Source organism: Primorskyibacter flagellatus (genome assembly GCF_048268605.1).
Classification (GTDB): domain Bacteria; phylum Pseudomonadota; class Alphaproteobacteria; order Rhodobacterales; family Rhodobacteraceae; genus Primorskyibacter; species Primorskyibacter flagellatus.
Window position 1 is genome coordinate 56,496 of sequence record NZ_JBLWVF010000002.1, and the last position, 19,684, is coordinate 76,179.

A 19,684-nucleotide genomic window follows, 5' to 3' on the forward strand; every position below is an offset into this window, starting at 1 on the left:
TGTCGCTATGTGAAGGTCAGGCCGCTTCGGTCTGCTCTGCCAAGACTTCCTCAAAGGCCCATGTCAGCCAGAGGGTCAGCTTTTCGACGTCTGCGGCTTCGATAGTCGCGCCGCACCAGATACGCAGGCCCGCAGGGGCATCGCGATAGGCACCGATGTCATAAGCTGCGTTATAGTCGGCCAGCTTTTTTGCGACGGCCTTGGCGAAGGCAGCGCCATCCTTGATGCGCACGTCCGTGAACTTCAGACAGACCGACGTGTTGGACCGCGTTGCCGGATCGTCGGCAAGGTTGGCAATCCAGTCATTTCGGTCGCAGAAGTCCCACAGCACTTTGGCGTTGGCATCAGCACGCGCCATCAGGCCTTTCAGCCCACCAACCGATTTGGCCCATTCCAGTGCAACAAGGTAATCCTCGACCGCCAGCATCGACGGTGTGTTGATCGTCTCGCCCACAAAGATACCTTCGATCAGCTTGCCGCCCTTCGTCATGCGGAAGATTTTCGGCAGGGGCCATGCAGGGGTGTAGTTTTCCAGACGCTCCACTGCGCGCGGGCTGAGGATCAGCATTCCGTGCGCCGCTTCGCCGCCCATGACCTTCTGCCAGGAGAACGTCGTCACATCCAGCTTGTCCCATGGCAGATCCTGCGCAAATGCGGCCGATGTCGCATCGCAGATCGTCAAGCCTTCGCGGTTCGCCGGGATCGCGTCACCATTCGGAACGCGCGCGCCCGAGGTGGTGCCGTTCCATGTAAAGACAACGTCATTGTCAAAATCGACTGTCGCGAAATCGACAATCTGGCCATAATCGGCGGTCTTGATCTCGGCGTCGATTTTCAGCTGCTTGACCACATCGGTGACCCAGCCCGCACCAAAGCTTTCCCACGCCAGCATCTCGGCCTTGCGTGCGCCCAGCAGGGACCACATCGCCATTTCCATCGCACCCGTGTCGGATGCAGGCACGATCCCGATGCGGTAATCCGCTGGCACGCCCAGAATGGCGCGCGTTTCGTCGATCGCGGCCTTCAGCTTGGCCTTGCCAACAGCAGCGCGGTGCGACCGGCCCAATGCGGCGTCCGACAGCTTTGACAATTCGAATGTAGGGATTTTGGCACAGGGGCCAGAAGAGAAACGCGGATTGTCCGGCCGCGTGGCCGGTTTGGTCATAGCCATTTAAGCTATCCTTCCAGATAAGCGCCCTTCGTTGGGGAAGGGTGTCCCACCGCCGGATATACATATCCCCCACAAAGACAGCAATAGACAAAGATACTTGCCTTGCGGGTAAATGTAGCTTTTTGCAGAACGATGCAGGAACGCACGTTTCCTACCGCCGCAAATCCGATACAAGGAAATTTGGGTTTGTTCCCCGCCAAGTAAGCCCAGAGTAGAGGGGGCTCACGTCGTCGAGATCGGCGATGTGCGGATGCCGGACAAAGAAACGCCGGTAAGAGATCTGGCACACGCCTCAACGGCCAGTTCGAGAAGTCTCCCTCCGCTCAACAAAGCGCAATCTTCCCATCTCTGGCAAGGCGTCCAGTCCAGAATTTTCGACATCTTCGGAACCGGCGGAACGCATTGTTATTCCGAAGCGCGGACTTCGCGGACCCAGGCCACGATGGTCTTGCGGGCGTCGTCGTCCATCTGGATCGCATTCGGCGGCGGCATCGCGTGGCTCAGGCCAGCCTGAAGATAGATTTGACCGGCATGGCGCGCGACATCTCCGGGCGTTTCAAGATAGACGCCTTTGGGGGCCCATTTCATGGTTCCCCAGACCGGCTCTCTTGCGTGACACATCGAACAATTGCCGACCACGGTATCATAAGCGTCTTCGAAACCTGCGGCAGACGCATATTTCTGCTCATACGGGGTCAGTTCGCGGGCTTCGGCATCCTCCCATGTTTCGCCGGTGCTGACTGTCGAAAGCCACGCGATCAGAATCATCAGGAGGACGGTGACTGCCCATGTCCAATGCGGGCCACTGCCTGTGGCATGCATCGTGTTGAAGTAATGCCGGATCGTGACGCCTGTCAGGAAAATCAGGCTTGCGATGATCCATGCATATTCCGTTCCGAAAGCCAGCGGGTAGTGGTTGCTGAGCATCAGGAACACAACGGGCAGCGTCAGATAGTTGTTGTGGGTAGAGCGCAGCTTGGCAATCTTGCCATATTTCGCGTCGGGTGTGCGCCCGGCCTTGAGGTCATTCACCACGATTCGCTGGTTCGGCATGATCTGGAAAAAGACGTTGCCTGTCATGATCGTTGCGGTGAACGCACCGAGATGAAGCAAGGCGGCCCGGCCAGTGAAGATCTGGTTATAGCCCCAGGACATTACCACAAGAATGATGAACAGCAGCAACATCAGAAGCGTGGAATGTTCCCCCAGCTTGGATTTGCACATGTAATCATAGGCCAGCCAGCCAACGGTCAGGGACGCGGCCGAGATCAGAATGCCTTGCCACAGCGCCAGTTCGGCTTTTGTCGGGTCCAGCAGGAACAGTTCTCCGCCCACCCAATAGACGATCATCAGCAATGCCGCACCCGATACCCAGGTGATGTAGCTTTGCCATTTGTGCCAGATCAGATGCTCGGGCATGTTTTCAGGCGCAACAAGGTATTTCTGGATGTGGTAGAAGCCACCACCATGCACCTGCCACTCTTCGCCATGCGCACCAACAGGCATGTTCGGGACCTTTCGAAGCCCCAGATCAAGCGCGATGAAATAAAACGATGCGCCGATCCATGCCATCGCCGTAATGACATGCAGCCACCGGACCGAAAACGCGATCCAGTCCCACATGATTGCCAAGTCGTACATGCTGACCTCCCTAGATTCGAACTTGCCATCACACTAGGCGACTTCAAATTAGTCTGGTATCGGTCTGTATTACCAAGCTGCATCAAAAAAAGCAGAATAATGTCTTACCTTGATAACATCCGAACCTTTGTGCGCGTCTATGAGCTGGGCAGCATGTCTGCGGCTGGGCGGGACCTGAGAATTTCTCCGGCGGTCACCTCGTCGCGGATTTCCCAGCTTGAAGAATATCTTGGCGTTCGGCTGTTTCAGCGGACCACACGCAATCTGAACGCGACAGAACAAGGCAAGGCGTTTTACCGCGGTGCGTGCGAAGTGCTGGAATCAGTGGAAGCAGCCGAGGCGCAAGTGATCGAGATCACGGATCGTCCGAAAGGATCGCTATATGTCGCGGCACCCCTTGGGGTTGGGCGACGCCTGATCGCCCCTCAGGTGCCAGCATTTCTGGCAGAGTATCCGGATGTCAGTTTACGCCTGAGATTGACAGACCGCAAAGTCGATCTGACGACCGAAGGACTGGATCTTGCTTATTTTCTTGGCCAGCCCGAGGACAGCAATCTGCGGATCAAGAAGATTGCCGATGTGCAGCGGGTGCTTTGTGCATCCCCGGATTATGTTCACAAACGCGGGCATCCCCGTTCCGGCGACGAGATCGTCAACGGCAAGCACGAATGTCTCAATCTTCGCTTTCCCGGCGCAACGGAGTTCCAATGGCCCCTGATGACCGAGGCCGGACCGAAACGGTTCAGGGCGGCCGGACGGTACGAATGTGATGACGGCGACATCCTTGTCGATTGGGCGCTTGCCGGTCATGGCATAACACTGAAGCCCGTCTTTGAAGTGGCAGATTATTTAAAATCAGGTGCTTTGATCGTGGTAGGTGAGGAAACGCCGCCCGAACCTATTCAGATGGCGTGTCTTTTCACACATCGGCGTCATCAGGACCCAAAGACCCGCCTGTTCATGGAATTCATATCCGACCGCATCGGCGATGCGATCAAGCATACGAAACTCCCTGATCAACTGCCGCGATAGGTCGCATAGCTGAAGGGCGAGAGCAGCAGTGGAACATGATAATGCTGTGCTTCGGACATTCCGAACCGAATTGGGATCACGTCCAGAAACCTGGGCTCTTCGGGTGGTGTGCCTGTCCGGTCGAGGTATTCGCCAGCATGAAACACCAGTTCGTAGACCCCGGTCTCGAACTCTGCGCTTGGCAGGATTTGCGCGTCCGTCCGGCCATCGTCATTGGTAACGACGGTTTTCAGCAACTCGCGATCTGGCCCGACAAGACGAAACAGGTCGATCTTCATCCCTTCAGCCGGGCAGCCTCGGGCTGTGTCAAGGACATGGGTGGTCAGATAACCGGACATGAAACGCTCCTTTGTTTTGTACATTCTGGCAAAACCGGCGATTTTTCACAAACCCCGCGGTACTGAAGACTGCTTCGTGTTTATTTTGAAAAACAAGTGCATTGTTCTGTTCTACAAGTACATCACCAAGGAGGGCATGTAGTGACACAATATCCACGCGACATGACAGGCTATGGCGCGACGCCGCCTGCCGCAAACTGGCCCAACGGCGCAAAGATCGCGGTACAGATCGTTCTGAACTATGAAGAGGGTGGCGAGAACAACATTCTGCATGGCGATGCGGCATCAGAGGCATTCCTGTCGGAAATAACCGGTGCGCAGCCCTGGCCCGGACAGCGCCACTGGAACATGGAGACGATCTACGAATACGGATCGCGTGCCGGGTTCTGGCGTGTCCACCGCATGCTGAGCGATCTGCCGATCACCGTTTACGGCGTCACCTCTGCCCTGGCTCGCGCGCCGGAACAGGTGGCAGCCATGAAGGCTTCGGGCTGGGAAATCGCCAGCCACGGCCTGAAATGGATCGAGCATAAGGATATGTCCGAAGAAGAAGAGCGCGAAACGATTGCCGAGGCCATCCGCCTGCACACCGAAGTTACGGGTGAGGCACCTCGCGGCTGGTATACGGGCCGCTGTTCCAACAACACCGTCCGGCTTGCAGCGGAAGTCGGTCAATTCGCCTATGTTGCGGACAGCTATGCCGATGATCTGCCTTACTGGATGCAATTCGACGGGCGCGACCAGTTGATCGTGCCCTACACGATGGATTGCAACGACATGCGTTTCGCCATTCAGGCAGGTTTCACGTCCGGGGATCAGTTCGAAACCTATCTCAAGGACAGTTTCGATGTCCTTTACGAAGAAGGCTGTGCCGGCGCACCCAAAATGCTGTCGATCGGCCTGCATTGCCGTCTGATCGGACGTCCCGGCCGCGCTGCCGCTTTGCGGCGTGCTCTCGAACATTTTAAATCGCACGAAGGCGTCTGGTTCGCGACTCGTCTGGAGATTGCCGAACATTGGGCAAAGGAGAATCCGCCAATGCACCGTACCCGCCCCTCCGATATGGACCGCGAGACATTCGTCGCGGAATTCGGTGGCATCTTCGAACACAGCCCATGGATCGCAGAAGGTGCCTATGAGCTTGAGTTCGGCCAGACCCACGACACCGCCGCAGGTGTGCATCAGTTGCTGGCGCGGGTGTTTCGCAGCGCGCCCGAAGACAAGCGTCTTGGCGTGTTGACAGCGCACCCGGATCTGGCGGGCAAGCTGGCAGAAGCCAAGCGTCTGACGGCAGAATCCACGGCCGAACAAGCTTCTGTCGGGCTGGATTCTCTGACCGACGAAGAACGCGCCACGCTGACCGAGATGAACGAGTCCTATACGGGAAAATTCGGCTTTCCGTTCATCATCGCCGTGCGCGACAACACCAAGGCGTCGATCATCGAGGCGTTCCGTCGCCGGATCGATAACGACCGCGCCACCGAGTTTGCCGAAGCCTGCCGTCAGGTCGAACGCATCGCCGAGCTTCGCTTGCAGGAGAAGTTGGGAAAATGACACACCGTATCAAAACCGCGCCGCTCACTGCTGAGGCATTCGCCCCTTATGGCGATCTGATGGAAGCGTCCGGCACGCCCGACAAGATGATCAACCAAGGCAAATGCGGTCGCTTTCACGACAAGGCATCGCTGGACTTTTCAGATGGGCGCGCCGGGATCAGCATTTTCAAAGGCAAAAAGGAAACCTTGCCCTTGCCACTTCAACTGGTCGAACGGCACCCGCTAGGCAGTCAGGCCTTCGTGCCGATGTCCGCCGATCCCTTTCTGGTGGTTGTCGCACGGGACGAGGGCGGCGTTCCCAAAGACCCCAAAGCCTTTCTGACGGCACCGGGACAAGCGATCAATTTTCACAAAGGCACATGGCATGGCGTTCTGACACCCTTGTCCGAACCGGGACTGTTCGCGGTCATCGACCGTATCGGTGACGGAGCAAATCTTGAAGAGCACTGGTTCAAAGAGGAATTCATCATCGAAGAATGACAAAGGCGGTTGGCAGAAAGCCAGCGCCGAACAACTCTCAGGGGAGTAAATACATAATGGCAGACACATCCATAGGGACGCCGGAACAGCTTCGGGATCCGAATTACACGCCGGCGCTTCACCGCGCCATTCCGCTGGGCATCCAGCACGTTTTGGCCATGTTCGTTTCGAACGTGACGCCGGCGATCATCATCGCAGGTGCCGCTGGTTTCGGCTTTGGCTCTGACGCCGGCGCGCAGGGCTTTCCCGACATGACCTATCTGATCCAGATGTCGATGTTGTTTGCAGGGGTCGCCACGCTGTTTCAGACCATCGGCATGGGACCGGTCGGCGCGCGTCTGCCCATCGTGCAAGGCACGTCGTTTGCCTTTATCCCGATCATGATTCCACTGGTTGCGGGCAAGGGTGTCGAGGCACTGCCCGCCCTGTTCGGTGGTGTCGTCATCGGCGGCCTGTTCCACACCTTCATTGCGACGTTCATCGGCAAGATCCGCTTTGCCCTGCCACCGCTGGTCACAGGCCTTGTGGTCACCATGATCGGTTTGGCTCTGGTCAAGGTCGGCATCGAATATTCTGCGGGGGGCGTGCCTGCCAAGGCGGCCGATCTGCCGGAATATGGCTCTTTGCTGAACTGGTCGGCGGCTCTGGTCGTGGTCTTCGTGACATTGGCGCTCAAGTTCTATGCCAAGGGGATGTTGGCCGTGTCGGCGGTCGTCATCGGCATCATCGTTGGCTATTTCTACGCCATGGGCATGGGGATGGTCACGTTTGAAGGGATCGCGCAAAGCTGGGAGCGTGCAGCGCCGGTAGCACTTCCAATACCGTTCAAATACGGCTTCGAAATGAGCTTTGCCGCGATCGTCGGGTTCTGCCTGATGGCGTTCGTGTCGGCGGTTGAAACCGTGGGTGACGTTTCGGGCATCACCAAGGGCGGTGCCGGTCGGGAAGCGACCGAAGAGGAAATCACGGGTGCGACCTATGCTGACGGTGTCGGCTCTGCGGTGGCCGGTGTCTTTGGAGGTTTTCCCAACACGTCGTTCAGCCAAAATGTCGGTCTGATCGCCATGACCGGCGTCATGAGCCGCCATGTCGTGACCATCGGCGCGATTTTTTTGATCATCTGCGGCCTGATCCCCAAGGTTGGGGCGGTTATTCGTACGGTTCCGATCGAGGTTCTCGGCGGCGGTGTTGTCGTGATGTTCGGCATGGTCGTGGCTGCCGGCATCTCGATGCTGTCGGACGTGAACTGGAACCGTCGCAACATGGTGATCTTTGCCATTGCCCTGTCCGTTGGCCTGGGTCTGCAACTTGATCCGAAAGCGGTTCAGTATCTGCCCGACACTTTGCGGATCCTGATGACATCCGGCCTGCTTCCGGCGGCGCTGATCGCCATCGTCCTGAACCTGATCCTGCCGGAAGAGCTGTCTGACGAATCGACCGAAGAGGTCTCCGGCGGCTGGTCCGGTCATGGTGAAGGATCGCTTGGCGGGAAATAACTGCTCTACGAACTACCTCATCGCTCGCAGAGCGATGAGGTACCTCAACAAGAAGCATCCCGACTTTGAACCGTGTTTACATGGAGCTAACAGGTAAGTTAGGAATGTTCGCTTTTTAGCGCGCTCGGTTTCGGTCCGCCGGTCGCCCAGTCCAAAAGCTCCACCGTATGCACAACCGGCACGCCGGTGCCTGACCCGATCTGCATCATGCAGCCAATATTGCCGGCGGCGATGATGTCAGGTGCCAACTTTTCCAAAGTCTCGACCTTGCGGGTCTTCAACTGTCCCGAAATCTCTGGCTGCATAAGGTTATATGTACCCGCAGAGCCGCAGCAAAGATGCGAATCCGCTGGTTCTGCCACCCGAAACCCAGCCTTCTTCAGCAGCGTCTTCGGGTGCGTCTTGATCTTTTGGCCGTGTTGCAAAGAGCAGGCCGCGTGATAGGCGACGGTCAGGTCCTTTGCGTCGCCCTCGGGCATGTCCAGCTTCATCAAAAGCTCGCTGACATCCATGGCAATCCCAGAGATGCGCGCGGCATCTTCGGCCAAGGAGCCATTCCGGAACATATGTCCGTAGTCCTTTACGGTCGTTCCGCAACCCGAGGTGTTGATGACGATCGCGTCCAGCCCGGCGCCGTCCATCTCATTCACCCAAGCGCGAATATTCGCGGCGGCAGAGCCATGCGCCTCTTCCTCGCGCCCCATGTGATGGGTCAGCGCGCCGCAACAGCCCGCACCCTTGGCGACAACAACCTCACAACCCAGCCGCCGCAGTAGGCGGATGGTAGCGTCATTGATATCCGTGTTCAGCGCCTTCTGTGCGCAGCCGGTCATCAGAGCTACGCGCATTTTGCGCGCAACGGTCGGTGCAAAACTCTGGGGGTCGTCGTTACGGCTGACCGGCGGGATCTGTTTCGGTGCCATTTTCAGCATCGCCTGCAAGCGCGGGTCCGGGATCAGCCGGGCAAAGGGCCGCCCCATCTTTGCGGCAAGCAGCGCCAGCCGGAAACGGCCCGGATAGGGCAGGATTTTTGCCAGGGTCCAGCGCAGCGCCCGGTCGTGCCAGGGCCGCTTGTAGTGCTGCTCGATATAGGCGCGGGCGTGATCCACAAGATGCATGTAATGCACACCCGAGGGGCAGGTGGTCATGCAGGCCAGACAGGACAGGCAGCGGTCGATATGGCGAACGGTCTTTTCGTCCGGCACACGTTCATTCTCCAGCATGTCCTTGATCAGGTAGATGCGGCCGCGCGGGCTGTCCAATTCGTCGCCCAGCACCTGATAGGTCGGGCAGGTCGCGGTGCAGAACCCGCAATGGACGCAGGACCGCAGGATCTCGTTGGAGCGGGCAGTATCGGGGTCCTGCAATTGCTCGGGAGTGAACATCGTCTGCATCGCGTTATCCCATCAGTCCGGGGTTCAATATGCCGCGCGGATCGAACTTTGCGCGCAGGCCAGTGGAGATCTTCGCAAGGGGGGCGGGTTCCGGGTGGAACACGCCCAACCGGGTCTTGATTTCGTCCGCGGCGCGGATCAGCGTGGCATGGCCCGAAAACGACCCAAGATCGGCGCGCAGGTCGGTGCCTTCGCTCACGCGCAGCCAGACCAGCCCGCCGCCCCAGTCGAACAGCGCATCCAACGGGGCGGCCTGCGCCACCAATCCCGGGGCGTCGCTGGGTTTGATGGAAAGCCGCCAGACATCGCCCGGCTGGCCAACAAACGGTGCTACATCGCGGATGCTGGACCAGTCCGCGTCAGCCAACTGCCAGTCACCGTATGGCTTCAGCAGATCGGACAGGGCGTTGGCCCGATAAGCGACTGACTCCGAGAACCCCTCGATCCGCAATAGTGTCTTGCTGTGATCTGCGTGCCGGTCGCTGTGATGCGCTGCGCCGTTGACCTCGAAGGGTGATCCCAGGGCAGCAGACATCGCCCGCACGGCTGTGGCCTCGTCAAGCCCGTCGGCGCGGATCGTCGCCGTGGCACCCGGCGCAGGCAGCACCTTGAACGCGACCTCGGTCAGCACGCCCAGCGTGCCGTAACTGCCGGCCATCAGCTTCACAAGGTCATAGCCCGTAACGTTTTTCATCACGCGGCCACCATTCTTGATGATGTTGCCCATGCCATCGACATAGCGCACCCCGATCATCGAATCGCGGCACGCCCCCGCCTGCACGCGGCGTGGTCCCGAGACATTGGCCGCGACCACACCGCCGATCGTCGGCGCGCCATCCGTGGCCAACAACGCGCGGTGGTCCATCGGCTCAAACGGCAGGCGCTGGTTTTCTTCGGCCAGCACCGCCTCGACCTCGGCCAAGGTCGTACCGGCCTTGACCACCAGCGTCAGCGCGCCGGGTTCGTACAGGCTGACGCCCGTCAGGCCAGCCACGGACAGCGCATCGCCCGCACGCGGAACGCCAATGGGGCGCGTTCCGCCACCACGGATTGCCAGCGGGCCGGGTGCCGTCCTGATAACTTCGGCAAGTTCGGTCTCTGTCTGGGGTCGCATTGTCACATGTTCCTGATTTTCGGAGGGAAAAGACCGCACCGCCCTCACTCTGCCGCCATCCGCGTAGCGCGTCGCGCCTCGGAGGAGGCCAGCGGAAACACCTTGGCGGGATTGAGCAGCCAGGCCGGGTCGAACACGTCCTTCACCGCCATCTGCGCCTCCATGTCCACGGGGTCAAACTGATCGACCATCAGATCACGCTTTTCGATGCCGACGCCATGTTCGCCTGTAAGGCAGCCGCCGACCTCGACACACAGCCGCAGAATATCGGCACCCATCGCCTCGCACAGTTCCAGATCGCCGGGCTTGTTGGCGTCGAAAAGAATCAGCGGATGCATGTTGCCGTCGCCCGCGTGAAACACATTCGCCACGCCAAGCCCGTATTGCTTCGACAATTCACCGATGCGGCGCAGAACCAACGGCAGCGAAGTCACCGGGATCGTGCCGTCCAGACACATATAATCGTTGATTTGCCCCATTGCGCCGAAGGCCGATTTGCGGCCCAGCCAGATCCGCGCGCTTTCATCCTCGGACTGGCTTTCGCGCAGTTCCACCGGGTCGTGCCGCCGCGCGATCTCCAGAATCAGGGCAAGCTGTTCGTCAATCTCGGCGGGCGAACCTTCGACCTCGACAATCAGCAGCGCCTCGCACATCGGATAGCCGGCATGGGCGAAAGCCTCGCATGCCTCAATGCAGGGACGGTCCATGAATTCAATCGCGACGGGCAGAACACCCGCCTTGATGATGTCTGACACACATTCGCCCGCGACCTCGTTCGAGGTAAAGCCCATCAGCACGGGCCGCGCTCCTTCGGGTTTGGGCAGAATGCGCAGCGTTGCTTCTGTCACCACCCCCAGCTGGCCTTCAGAGCCGCAGATCACGCCCAGCAGGTCAAGACCGCCTGCGTCCAGGTAGGCACCGCCCATTTCCACCACCGTGCCATCCATCAACACGACCGTCGCGCCCAGCAGGTTATTTGTTGTGACGCCGTATTTCAGGCAATGCGCCCCGCCGGAATTCATCGCGATATTCCCGGCGATCGCGCAGGCGAGTTGCGACGATGGATCGGGCGCGTAGAAGAACCCGTTTTCCTCAACAGCACCTGTGACCGACAGGTTGGTGCGCCCGGATTGCACACGGATGAAACGGTTGTCGTAATCCGTTTCCAGCACCGCATTCATCCGCGCCACGCCCAGGATCACGCAATCCGCTGTGGGAAGCGCGCCGCCCGCAAGCGACGTGCCAGAACCGCGCGGCACCACAGGAACGCCCTCTTCGTGGCAGATGCGCAGAACGGCCGAGACTTCCTGGGTGGTCGAAGGCAACACAGCCACCAGTGGTGGACAACGATAGGCGGTCAGCGCGTCGCATTCATAGGCGCGCGTTTCTGATTCTTCTGAAATCACCGCCGCCTTGGGAAGCACTTCTTGCAATCGCGCCACGATCCGGTCCTTGCTTGCCAGGATCGACGTATTCGGTTCTGGCATCTGCATGTCGTCCCTCCTTTTCAAAACTGGTAAACAAATATAACCAATTTTTCCATCTGGCAACCCAAAGCACAGGGACCTAAGGTCGCAAGCATGGACTGGACCGAACCTTTCTTGCTGTTTTCGCCACTGGATTTATTGGCTCTCGTGCTGCTGTTCCTTGCATGGGCGTCAATCAGTGTGTTGACGGAACACCCACCGGCGTCGCGGCCCTCTGTATCGGTTCTCATGGCAGAATACCGACGTGACTGGATGAAGCAATTCGTAACTCGGGATCCGCGGGTCTTTGACGCCCAGATCATCTCGAACCTGCGGCAGGGAACAGCGTTTTTTGCGTCGGCCAGCATGATTGCCATCGGGGGCGGTCTGGCACTGATCGGCAATGCGGAACGGCTGACCGGCATTGCAGAAAACCTGACGCAGACCAACGCGCCGGAGGTGTTCTGGGAAATCAAACTGGTGGTTATTCTGTTGTTTGTCGCCAATGCCTTTCTGAAGTTTGTCTGGTCGCACCGCTTGTTTGGCTATTGTTCGGTCCTGATGGCCGCCGTTCCGAACGACATCTCGGATCCAAACGCCTATACCCTTGCGGCGAAGGCGGCAGAGATCAACATCACCGCCGCGCGCGGCTATAATCGCGGACTGCGCAGCGTCTATTTCGGCATCGGTGCGTCTGCTTGGTTGCTGGGTGCCGTACCACTGTTGCTCGCGGTCGTTGCCACGCTGATCGTTATCGGGCGCCGAGAGTTCGCGTCGGACTCGCGGCTTGTGTTGCTGGATAGTCCCGGCAACAAAGCTCACACGCAGACGTGAGTGCGCCCGCCTGCACGGAATGTTAGCGTGTTCGGTATGAAAACAGCCGCTCTTCTTTTTGTCCTCCTGCCGATTGCGTCACTGGCGCAAGCGGACGCGCCTCGGATCGACGCCGTGGAGGCCGAGAAATCCGGTATGGGGTGGCGGTTTTCCGTTACGATCTCGCATCCCGATACCGGTTGGGATCATTATGCCGATGGGTGGGAGGTTGTGGATGCCGACGGCAACGTGCTGGGCTACAGAGAATTGATGCATCCACATGAGAATGAACAGCCATTTACCCGGTCACTCAGCGTGGTGATCGTGCCTGATGGCGTCCGCGAGGTCTATGTCCGCGCCAGATGCTCAGCCGAAGGGTGGTCAGGCGACCCGACGCCGGTGACGCTGTCGCCCGGTGGATGAGTGTCCCAAGACTCGGCGGGTATCCTCTGTTGACGGCGCATCTTGATCCAATGACCTAGCTCCGTCCCTCGCGCAGCCACGCACCAACAATCAACGCTGACGCCAGAAGCAACACCAGCCACGCAGGCAGCAGCGGCGTTTGCATGACATCCTGTGTCCGGAACGCATCACGCGGGGTCAGCCCGATCCAGCCACGACCGGCTGCGGGCCGGCCTTCGCGGACCTCGCGCAGCACAGGCAGGCCCGCCTCAAGGCGGGGCGCACCACCGCGCATCGTGTCGATCACCGGCTGCAACAGCTCCGCTGTCGCGATGGTCTGCTCAAACTCGCGCGGGGCTGCGGGACCAAGGCCGATGACGCTTTCGATCTCGTCATCTGTCAGCCGGTACAGACCGATTTCCAGGCCTTCATATATGGCTTCGAACCGCCCCGGTGACACCTCTTCCAGCGGCAGGACTTCTGTCTCGCCATCCGGGCGGGTGATGGTAACTGGCCCTGCGGTTTCTTCCAGCGTGCGGCGGACAATACGCATGGTCTGGCCGGTCGGGTCGGCCCAGAGCGCCTCTTCTTCCAACTCGGGTTCCTTCATCATCCAGTGGGCAAGACGGCGCAGAAGCTCCAGTTGCGGCCCGCCGCCTTCAAACCCCCGGTTCCACAACCACGCGTGATCCGAGGCCAGCAGCGCGACGCGCCCCTCGCCAACCCGGTCAAGCACCAGCAGCGGGCGGTCCTCCACGCCGGACATGACAACCTTGCCGTCTGTGGTGGTGATGTCGATCTGGCGCAGCCAGCGGCCCCAGCTTTCGGGATCGCCCAGCCCGTCTGTCACCGGGTGGCGCTGGCCGAGTTCGGTCACTTGCGGACGGTAGCCTTCTTCGATCACGCGCGCCGTGGGTTCGGCGGGCAGGATGGTGCCCAGTGGCGACCGATACAGGCTGTCGGCACTGGCGAAATCCGGTCCGGCGGCGACCAGAACGGCCCCGCCACCCGCCACATAATTGCGCACGTTATCAAGGTAGAGCGACGGCAGGATGCCGCGCCGCTTGTAGCGGTCAAATATGATGAGGTCGAAATCCTCGATCTTCTCAAGGAACAGCTCGCGGGTCGGAAAGGCGATCAGGGACAATTCCGTAACCGGCACGCCATCCTGCTTTTCAGGCGGTCGCAGGATGGTGAAATGCACCAGATCCACCGACGAGTCCGATTTCAGCAGGTTGCGCCATGTTCGCCCGCCGGCATGCGGCTCGCCCGAGACCAGCAGCACGCGCAGACGGTCGCGCACCCCGTTGATCTGCACAAGCGCGGCATTGTTGCGATCGGTCAACTCGCCCTCGGCCTCCGGCACGGAAAAGCGTATGACGTTGCGCCCGCCATGGGGCAGAGTGACCGGCAGTTCGATATCCTCGCCCAGCGGGACCTGAAAGCGCTGCGCTTCGCCGCCATCAATGGAAATGTCCAGCGGGGTCAGCCCGGCGGCACCGGGTGCTGCGCCGCTATCCTCGATCTTCAAGTACAGGGTCACAGGCTCGCCCAGAATGGCAAAAGCAGGCGCATTGCGCACGATCAAGCGGCGGTCCCAGTCGGTTTCCTTGCCGGTCAGCAGCAGATGCAGCGGCGCGGGCAGGTCCGGGCTGCGTTCCAGATCGTGCAGCCGTCCGTCCGAAAGCAGCAGGATACCCGCGATCCGGGCGCGGGGTTCTTCCGCCAAGGCGGCATTCAGCGCGGTCATGATCTGGGTGCCGGCATCTTCCGCGCCGTCGCCCACGTCAATCCGGCGCAGTTCGGTGTTGGGGCGGGCTTCGATCCGCGCGGCAAGCGTGTCGGCGGCCTCTTGCGTAACCCCGGCACGGTCCGCCAGCGTCTGACTGGCGCTTTTGTCGACCAGCATCAGGACAATATCGGACAGGGGCGCGCGATCCTCCACTTGCCAACTGGGCTGCGCGATGGCCCCGATCAACGCCAGGGCCGCCAAAGCGCGTAACGCCCAGCCCGACAAGCCGCGCCACACCGCCAGAGCGACGCCAAGCGCCGCAACGGCTGCGAGAACGGCCAGAACAGGCCAAGGCAGAAGCGGGTCAAAGATAATGTTGCCGGTCATTGGCCCAACCTGTCCAGAAGTGCGGGAACATGCACCTGATCGGATTTGTAGTTGCCGGTCAGCACATGCATCACAAGGTTGACGCCGAAGCGATAGGACAGCTCTCGCTGCCGTTCCCCGGCATAGCCTCGGCCCACCGGAAACAGCGGCGCACCGCGCGCATCCATTGCCCAGGCGGCGGCCCAGTCATTGCCGCCGATCACCACGGGCGTCACATTGTCATTGAGGTTTCGGAACGGCATGCCCTCGACCAGTTCGGCGTCCGGTGGCGCGGCCTCCACCCAGACATCGCGGATATTGTATCGGCCGGGAAAGTCCTGAAGCAGATAGAAGGTGCGCGTCAGCACATGGTCGGCAGGCACCGGTTCCAGTGGAGGAATGTCCAGGGGCGCGGCCAACGCCTGAAGCTTGCGCCCGTTGGGACTGCTGGCACCAAATCGCGCCACATCGGCATCGCGCGTATCGAACAGGATCATCCCGCCCGAGCGCAGATAGGCGTTCAGCTTTGCATAAGCCTCGTCCGACGGGGTCGGTTGATCCGGCGTGATCGGCCAGTAGAGCATTGGAAAGAACGCCAGCTCGTCGGTTTCGAGGTTCACGCCGATCGGATCAGCGGGTTCGACCGAGGTGCGGAAAAACAGCGTTTCCGACAGGCCGAGCAGCCCGGCCTGTGCCATATCATCCAGCGCGGCGTCACCTGTCAGCACATGCGCCAGCGTCACTTCAGACGCGGCGCGGATCGCAAACGCCTCTTCACTGGTGGATTGCGCGGGCGCGTCCTGTGGCAACAGCATGACGGCCAAGGCCAGCCCCGCAACGGTTGGTCCCGCGCCGCGCAGTCGCCCAGACAGCGCAAGGCTGGCGATCACATCGGCCACCAGAAGCAATGTTGCCAAGGCCAGCAAATATCCTGCCAGCGGAGTCTCTTTGGGGCGGACCAGCCCGCTGACTGCGATACGCGCAGGCCATGCCATTGCGGCAAGCCGGGTGTCCGCGCCGATCACGTTGCGCGCAAGGCTGCGATCCTCGCCTTGATAAAGACCCGGTTGCAGATCCGATCCCAGCGGGGCCCCGGCCAGATCCTCACCCGCCACTCCGGGCAGATTGTCAGCCTTTTCCAGCTTGCCAAACCCATCGAGCACAGAGACCGGTTGCCAGATTGTGCCCGCCAGATCCTGGGCACTCGGCGGCTCGCTCGCTGACCAGACCGAGAGCCGTTCCAGCATACGCACGAAGAGGCCGGAAAGCGGCAGGCTCGACCATTCGGCATTGGCGGTGACATGCACCAGCACGACCTGTCCGGCACCGATGCGCTTGCGCGTGACCAGAGGAGTGCCGTCCGTGAGCGCCGCGATAACGCGGTCGGCCAGCGTCGGATCCGGCTGGGCCATGACCTGCGCTGAAACCGTGACCTCGCCCGTCACCGGCAGACCAAAGAACGGGCTGTCTTGTGGAAAATCGGCGAGTTCCTTGGGCTCCCCCCAACTCATCGCGCCACCGACAGTGCGGCCACCGGCGCGCAGGCGCACGGGCATCAGGGGGTCTTCGGCCGCGCGGCTGACATCGCTCGCGGCCAGTCGTGGCCCGGCAAAGCGCAACAGCAGGCCACCCTTGTCCACCCATTCCAGAACGGCGGTTTCCTCGGCCTCTGACAGCGTTGCGACATCGGCCAAGACGATCACATCGGGATTGGCGGGCAAGACGTCCAGCAGCGCCCCGTCCAGCAGGTCGGCGGTGGGGGCCAGCGCCTTGGTGAGGTAGTGCAGGGGCGACAGCAGCTCCAGCCCTTCGCGGTTTTCCCGCCCGGCGATCAGCGCAACTTCACGCCGCCGCAGGCTGTCATCGGGCAATGTCACGGCCCCGGCGCTGCGCTGGCCTTCGACTTCGAACCTGTCAACACGCGCCCGCAATTCCGAAGGCAGCGAAAGCTCGACAGTCGCGGTCGTTTCGTCAGCAGCGAATGTCGCAGGGACACGCGCCAGAACGGTCGGGCGGCCCGCAGGATCAAGGCCATGCGCCGCGATCGAGATCGTACGCTCGCCACCGGCGCCCAGACGCTGCGCCGTCAGCACCACATTGCCTGCGTCAAATCCCGCCGGATGCAGGGCGATCAAGCTGCGCGGGCTTTCGATCACCCGAACCTCGCCACGATCTTCCAGCGCGGTCAGCAGTGATGTGCGGCTGTCACGGGCCAACCCGTCGGACAGCCAGAGCGTATCAAACGCCCCTTCGGGCAGGATCTCGGCGCTGCGGGCCATGTTGGCTTGTGTCGCTTCCCAAGCGGTAGGAAGGATGCCGCCAAGGCGTGCGCGGATCGTATCGGCGCTTTGAAACGCGGTCTCCTCGGGTGCTGTCAGGCGGATCAGCGCGGCCGGGCGGCTTTCCCGCGTGGCCTGCGCAAGGGCTGCATCCACTGCGTCTTGTCGGGCGGTCCAATCGGCGGCGCTGGCCCAGCTTGCATCCATGACGATCAACAGCGGTCCGCTGCCCGCCTGTTCCTCGGTGTCGGGGTTCAGCACCGGGCCAGCCAGCCCGACGATCACCGCCGCCACCGCCAACATGCGCAGCAAGAGCAGCCACCACGGCGTCCGGTCGCTGACCTGTTCGTCATCCTTCAGTCCCAGCAAAAGCACCACGCCGGGAAACAGCCGCCGCACCGGGGCGGGTGGCACCGCGCGCAGGATCAGCCAGAGGATCGGCAGCGCCAGCATCCCCAGCATCAGCCAGGGCGCGGTGAAGCCCAAGGATCCCAGCGTCAGCATCTAGCGGCCCCCGTCAATGGCGCGCCACAGCCACAGCAACGCGGATTGCGCGCTGTCGCCGGTGTGGTGGGTGTGAAATTGCCAGCCGGTCAGGCGACACAGTTGCGACAGCTCTGCCTTGCGGCGCGCCAGCCGTTCCAGATAGCGGTCGCGCAATTCGGCGGCCTTCAGCGTTTCGTGCCGGACGGTGTGCCCGACGCTTTCGAATATCGTCCGGCCCTTGAAGGGAAAGCTCTCTTCCAGAGGGTCGAGCACCTGAAGCAAAACCCCGCGCACCCCGCGATCGGCGGCCTTGGTCAGCGCATGGGTGATCCGGTCGATGTCGCCCAAGAAATCCGAGGCGAAAACGGCACGCGAATGCGGCAGCATCCCGCGGGCTTCGGGCGCGGCATAGTCCTCTGCGGCCTCTTGGTTGAACGCTTCTGCCAGTCGGGCGATCTGCACCTCGCCACTGCGCGGCGGCAGGTGACCACGGGTCAGACCGACACGCTCGCCACCCCGCAGCAACATGATTGCACAGGCCAGGGTCAGCAGCCGCGCCCGGTCTCCCTTGGTGGGCAGGTTCTTGTCGGACTGGAACCGCATGGACGCCCCCTGATCGACCCAGAGCATCACGCTTTGCGCAATTTGCCATTCCCGTTCGCGGACGAATTGGCTGTCGCCACGGGCAGAGCGTCGCCAGTCGATCATCCGCAGACTGTCGCCTGCCTGCACCGGCCGGTATTGCCAAAAGTCATCCCCCAGCCCGGCGCGGCGACGGCCATGTTCGCCCAGCAACACGGTTCCGGCCAGATGCTCTGCCCGCGCCAGAAGCGGTGGCAGGCGGCTGGCTTCTTCCTCGGCGCTTTGGCGCAGGGGGATGACTTGGCTCACGCGGCAGCCTCGGCACCGAGAAGACCGGTGGCCACGCTGTTGATAAGATCCGGCAGGCTCTCGCCGCGTGCGCGCGCCGAAAAGCTGAGCGCCATGCGATGCGTCAGCACCGGCTGCGCAAGATTGAGCACGTCCTCGGGCGAGGGGGCAAGTCGCCCCTGTAACATCGCGCGGGCTCGGACGGTCAGCATCAGCGCCTGCGCCGCACGCGGGCCGGGGCCCCAGGCGACCGTGTCGCGCACGCGTTCGCCGGCGGTGGGGTCCTCGGGGCGGAACGCGCGGACCAGATCAAGGATCATCTCGACCACGGCATCCCCGACGGGCATCCGGCGCAACAGCGTTTGCGCCGCGACAAGCTCTGCCGCTGTGAACACCTCATGCGCGTCGTCTTCGGTGACGCCCGTGGTGGCCAGCAGAATGTCGCGTTCGGTGTCGCGGTCGGGATATTCCACGTCGATCTGCACCAAGAAGCGGTCAAGCTGCGCCTCGGGCAGTGGATAGGTGCCTTCCTGCTCAATCGGGTTTTGGGTGGCCAGAACGTGGAACGGTGAATCCAGCAGGCGGTTCTCGCCCGCGACCGTTACCATGCGTTCCTGCATCGCCTGCAACAGCGCCGACTGGGTGCGCGGGCTGGCGCGGTTAATTTCATCCGCCATCAGAAGCTGGCAGAAGATCGGGCCTTGGATAAACCGGAATGCCCGGCTGCCATCGGCGGCGGTATCCAGCACCTCAGAGCCCAGAATATCCGCGGGCATCAGATCCGGCGTGAACTGCACGCGGTTTCCTTTCAGCCCCATCACCGTCGAAAGCGTCTCGACCAGCCGGGTCTTGCCCAGCCCCGGCAGACCGATCAACAGACCGTGGCCGCCGCAAAGAAGCGCCGCCAGAACCAGTTCCACCACGCGTTCCTGGCCGATGAAACGGCGGGTGATGGCGTGCTTGGCAAGGGCCAGCTTTTCCTCCAGCGCCTCTATTTCGGCAACCAGATTTTCGGCGTCGGCCATGACAGAACTCCCTTGAACACTAG

At 61.3% G+C, this 19,684-nt stretch carries 16 protein-coding genes; 6 read left to right on the forward strand and 10 right to left on the reverse strand.

Features of this window, described 5'->3' with window-relative positions; all coding sequences use genetic code 11:
• Positions 1-16 precede the first annotated feature (16 nt).
• Both ACN0WV_RS03480 and ACN0WV_RS03485 read right to left on the reverse strand, forming a co-directional pair.
• Complete coding sequence (locus ACN0WV_RS03480) at positions 17-1,171, reverse strand: phosphoserine transaminase (RefSeq protein WP_417603864.1); 1,155 nt, start codon at positions 1,169-1,171, stop codon at positions 17-19.
• Positions 1,172-1,576: 405 nt separating this feature from the next.
• Positions 1,577-2,812: a urate hydroxylase PuuD gene (locus ACN0WV_RS03485; RefSeq protein ID WP_417603865.1), complete on the reverse strand. Its 1,236-nt coding sequence runs from the start codon at positions 2,810-2,812 to the stop codon at positions 1,577-1,579.
• A gap of 99 nt (positions 2,813-2,911) precedes the next feature.
• On the opposite strand from ACN0WV_RS03485, the gene ACN0WV_RS03490 reads away from it, so the two are divergent.
• Entirely contained in the window at positions 2,912-3,844 is a 933-nt protein-coding gene (locus tag ACN0WV_RS03490; protein ID WP_417604118.1) for a LysR family transcriptional regulator, read from the forward strand.
• Here the strand turns inward: ACN0WV_RS03490 and uraH are convergent.
• Positions 3,829-4,182: a hydroxyisourate hydrolase gene (gene uraH, locus ACN0WV_RS03495; RefSeq protein WP_084351147.1), complete on the reverse strand. Its 354-nt coding sequence runs from the start codon at positions 4,180-4,182 to the stop codon at positions 3,829-3,831. The genes ACN0WV_RS03490 and uraH overlap by 16 nt on opposite strands.
• A 141-nt stretch (positions 4,183-4,323) precedes the next feature.
• On the opposite strand from uraH, the gene puuE reads away from it, so the two are divergent.
• Genes puuE through ACN0WV_RS03510 form a run of 3 tightly spaced genes read left to right on the forward strand, consistent with a single transcriptional unit; the run spans position 4,324 to position 7,714 of the window.
• Positions 4,324-5,736 (forward strand): allantoinase PuuE, encoded by a 1,413-nt coding sequence (gene puuE / locus ACN0WV_RS03500; protein ID WP_417603866.1) that lies wholly within the window; start codon positions 4,324-4,326, stop codon positions 5,734-5,736.
• Entirely contained in the window at positions 5,733-6,218 is a 486-nt protein-coding gene (locus ACN0WV_RS03505) for an ureidoglycolate lyase (RefSeq protein ID WP_417603867.1), read from the forward strand. Before puuE ends, ACN0WV_RS03505 begins: the two co-directional genes overlap by 4 nt.
• A 56-nt stretch (positions 6,219-6,274) precedes the next feature.
• On the forward strand, positions 6,275-7,714 hold the full coding sequence (locus ACN0WV_RS03510) for a uracil-xanthine permease family protein (protein WP_417603868.1): 1,440 nt from the start codon (positions 6,275-6,277) through the stop codon (positions 7,712-7,714).
• Positions 7,715-7,812: 98 nt separating this feature from the next.
• On the opposite strand, the gene glcF is transcribed toward ACN0WV_RS03510, so the two are convergent.
• The 3 genes from glcF to ACN0WV_RS03525 are packed head-to-tail and all read right to left on the reverse strand — an operon-like array spanning position 7,813 to position 11,715.
• Positions 7,813-9,108, reverse strand: coding sequence for a glycolate oxidase subunit GlcF (gene glcF / locus ACN0WV_RS03515; protein ID WP_417603869.1), 1,296 nt, complete (start codon positions 9,106-9,108; stop codon positions 7,813-7,815).
• Positions 9,109-9,112: 4 nt separating this feature from the next.
• Positions 9,113-10,222 carry an FAD-binding protein gene (locus tag ACN0WV_RS03520; RefSeq protein ID WP_417603870.1) on the reverse strand — a complete coding sequence of 370 codons (1,110 nt, stop codon included), beginning with the start codon at positions 10,220-10,222 and terminating at the stop codon, positions 9,113-9,115.
• Positions 10,223-10,266: 44 nt separating this feature from the next.
• Positions 10,267-11,715, reverse strand: coding sequence for an FAD-linked oxidase C-terminal domain-containing protein (locus tag ACN0WV_RS03525; RefSeq protein WP_417603871.1), 1,449 nt, complete (start codon positions 11,713-11,715; stop codon positions 10,267-10,269).
• Positions 11,716-11,802: 87 nt separating this feature from the next.
• Between ACN0WV_RS03525 and ACN0WV_RS03530 the strand changes: the two genes are divergently transcribed.
• Both ACN0WV_RS03530 and ACN0WV_RS03535 read left to right on the forward strand, forming a co-directional pair.
• The gene (locus ACN0WV_RS03530) at positions 11,803-12,522 is read left to right on the forward strand and encodes a DUF599 domain-containing protein (RefSeq protein WP_417603872.1); all 720 of its coding nucleotides are present in this window, start codon (positions 11,803-11,805) and stop codon (positions 12,520-12,522) included.
• Between the two features lie 36 nt (positions 12,523-12,558).
• Complete coding sequence (locus ACN0WV_RS03535) at positions 12,559-12,924, forward strand: hypothetical protein (RefSeq protein ID WP_417603873.1); 366 nt, start codon at positions 12,559-12,561, stop codon at positions 12,922-12,924.
• Positions 12,925-12,979: 55 nt separating this feature from the next.
• On the opposite strand, the gene ACN0WV_RS03540 is transcribed toward ACN0WV_RS03535, so the two are convergent.
• Genes ACN0WV_RS03540 through ACN0WV_RS03555 form a run of 4 tightly spaced genes read right to left on the reverse strand, consistent with a single transcriptional unit; the run spans position 12,980 to position 19,661 of the window.
• Positions 12,980-15,022, reverse strand: a complete 2,043-nt coding sequence (locus ACN0WV_RS03540) for a hypothetical protein (protein WP_417603874.1) — start codon at positions 15,020-15,022, stop codon at positions 12,980-12,982.
• Complete coding sequence (locus ACN0WV_RS03545) at positions 15,019-17,784, reverse strand: DUF4159 domain-containing protein (RefSeq protein ID WP_417603875.1); 2,766 nt, start codon at positions 17,782-17,784, stop codon at positions 15,019-15,021. Before ACN0WV_RS03545 ends, ACN0WV_RS03540 begins: the two co-directional genes overlap by 4 nt.
• Entirely contained in the window at positions 17,785-18,657 is an 873-nt protein-coding gene (locus ACN0WV_RS03550; protein WP_417603876.1) for a DUF58 domain-containing protein, read from the reverse strand. It lies immediately after the preceding gene.
• The gene (locus ACN0WV_RS03555; RefSeq protein ID WP_417603877.1) at positions 18,654-19,661 is read right to left on the reverse strand and encodes an AAA family ATPase; all 1,008 of its coding nucleotides are present in this window, start codon (positions 19,659-19,661) and stop codon (positions 18,654-18,656) included. Before ACN0WV_RS03555 ends, ACN0WV_RS03550 begins: the two co-directional genes overlap by 4 nt.
• Positions 19,662-19,684 lie beyond the last annotated feature (23 nt).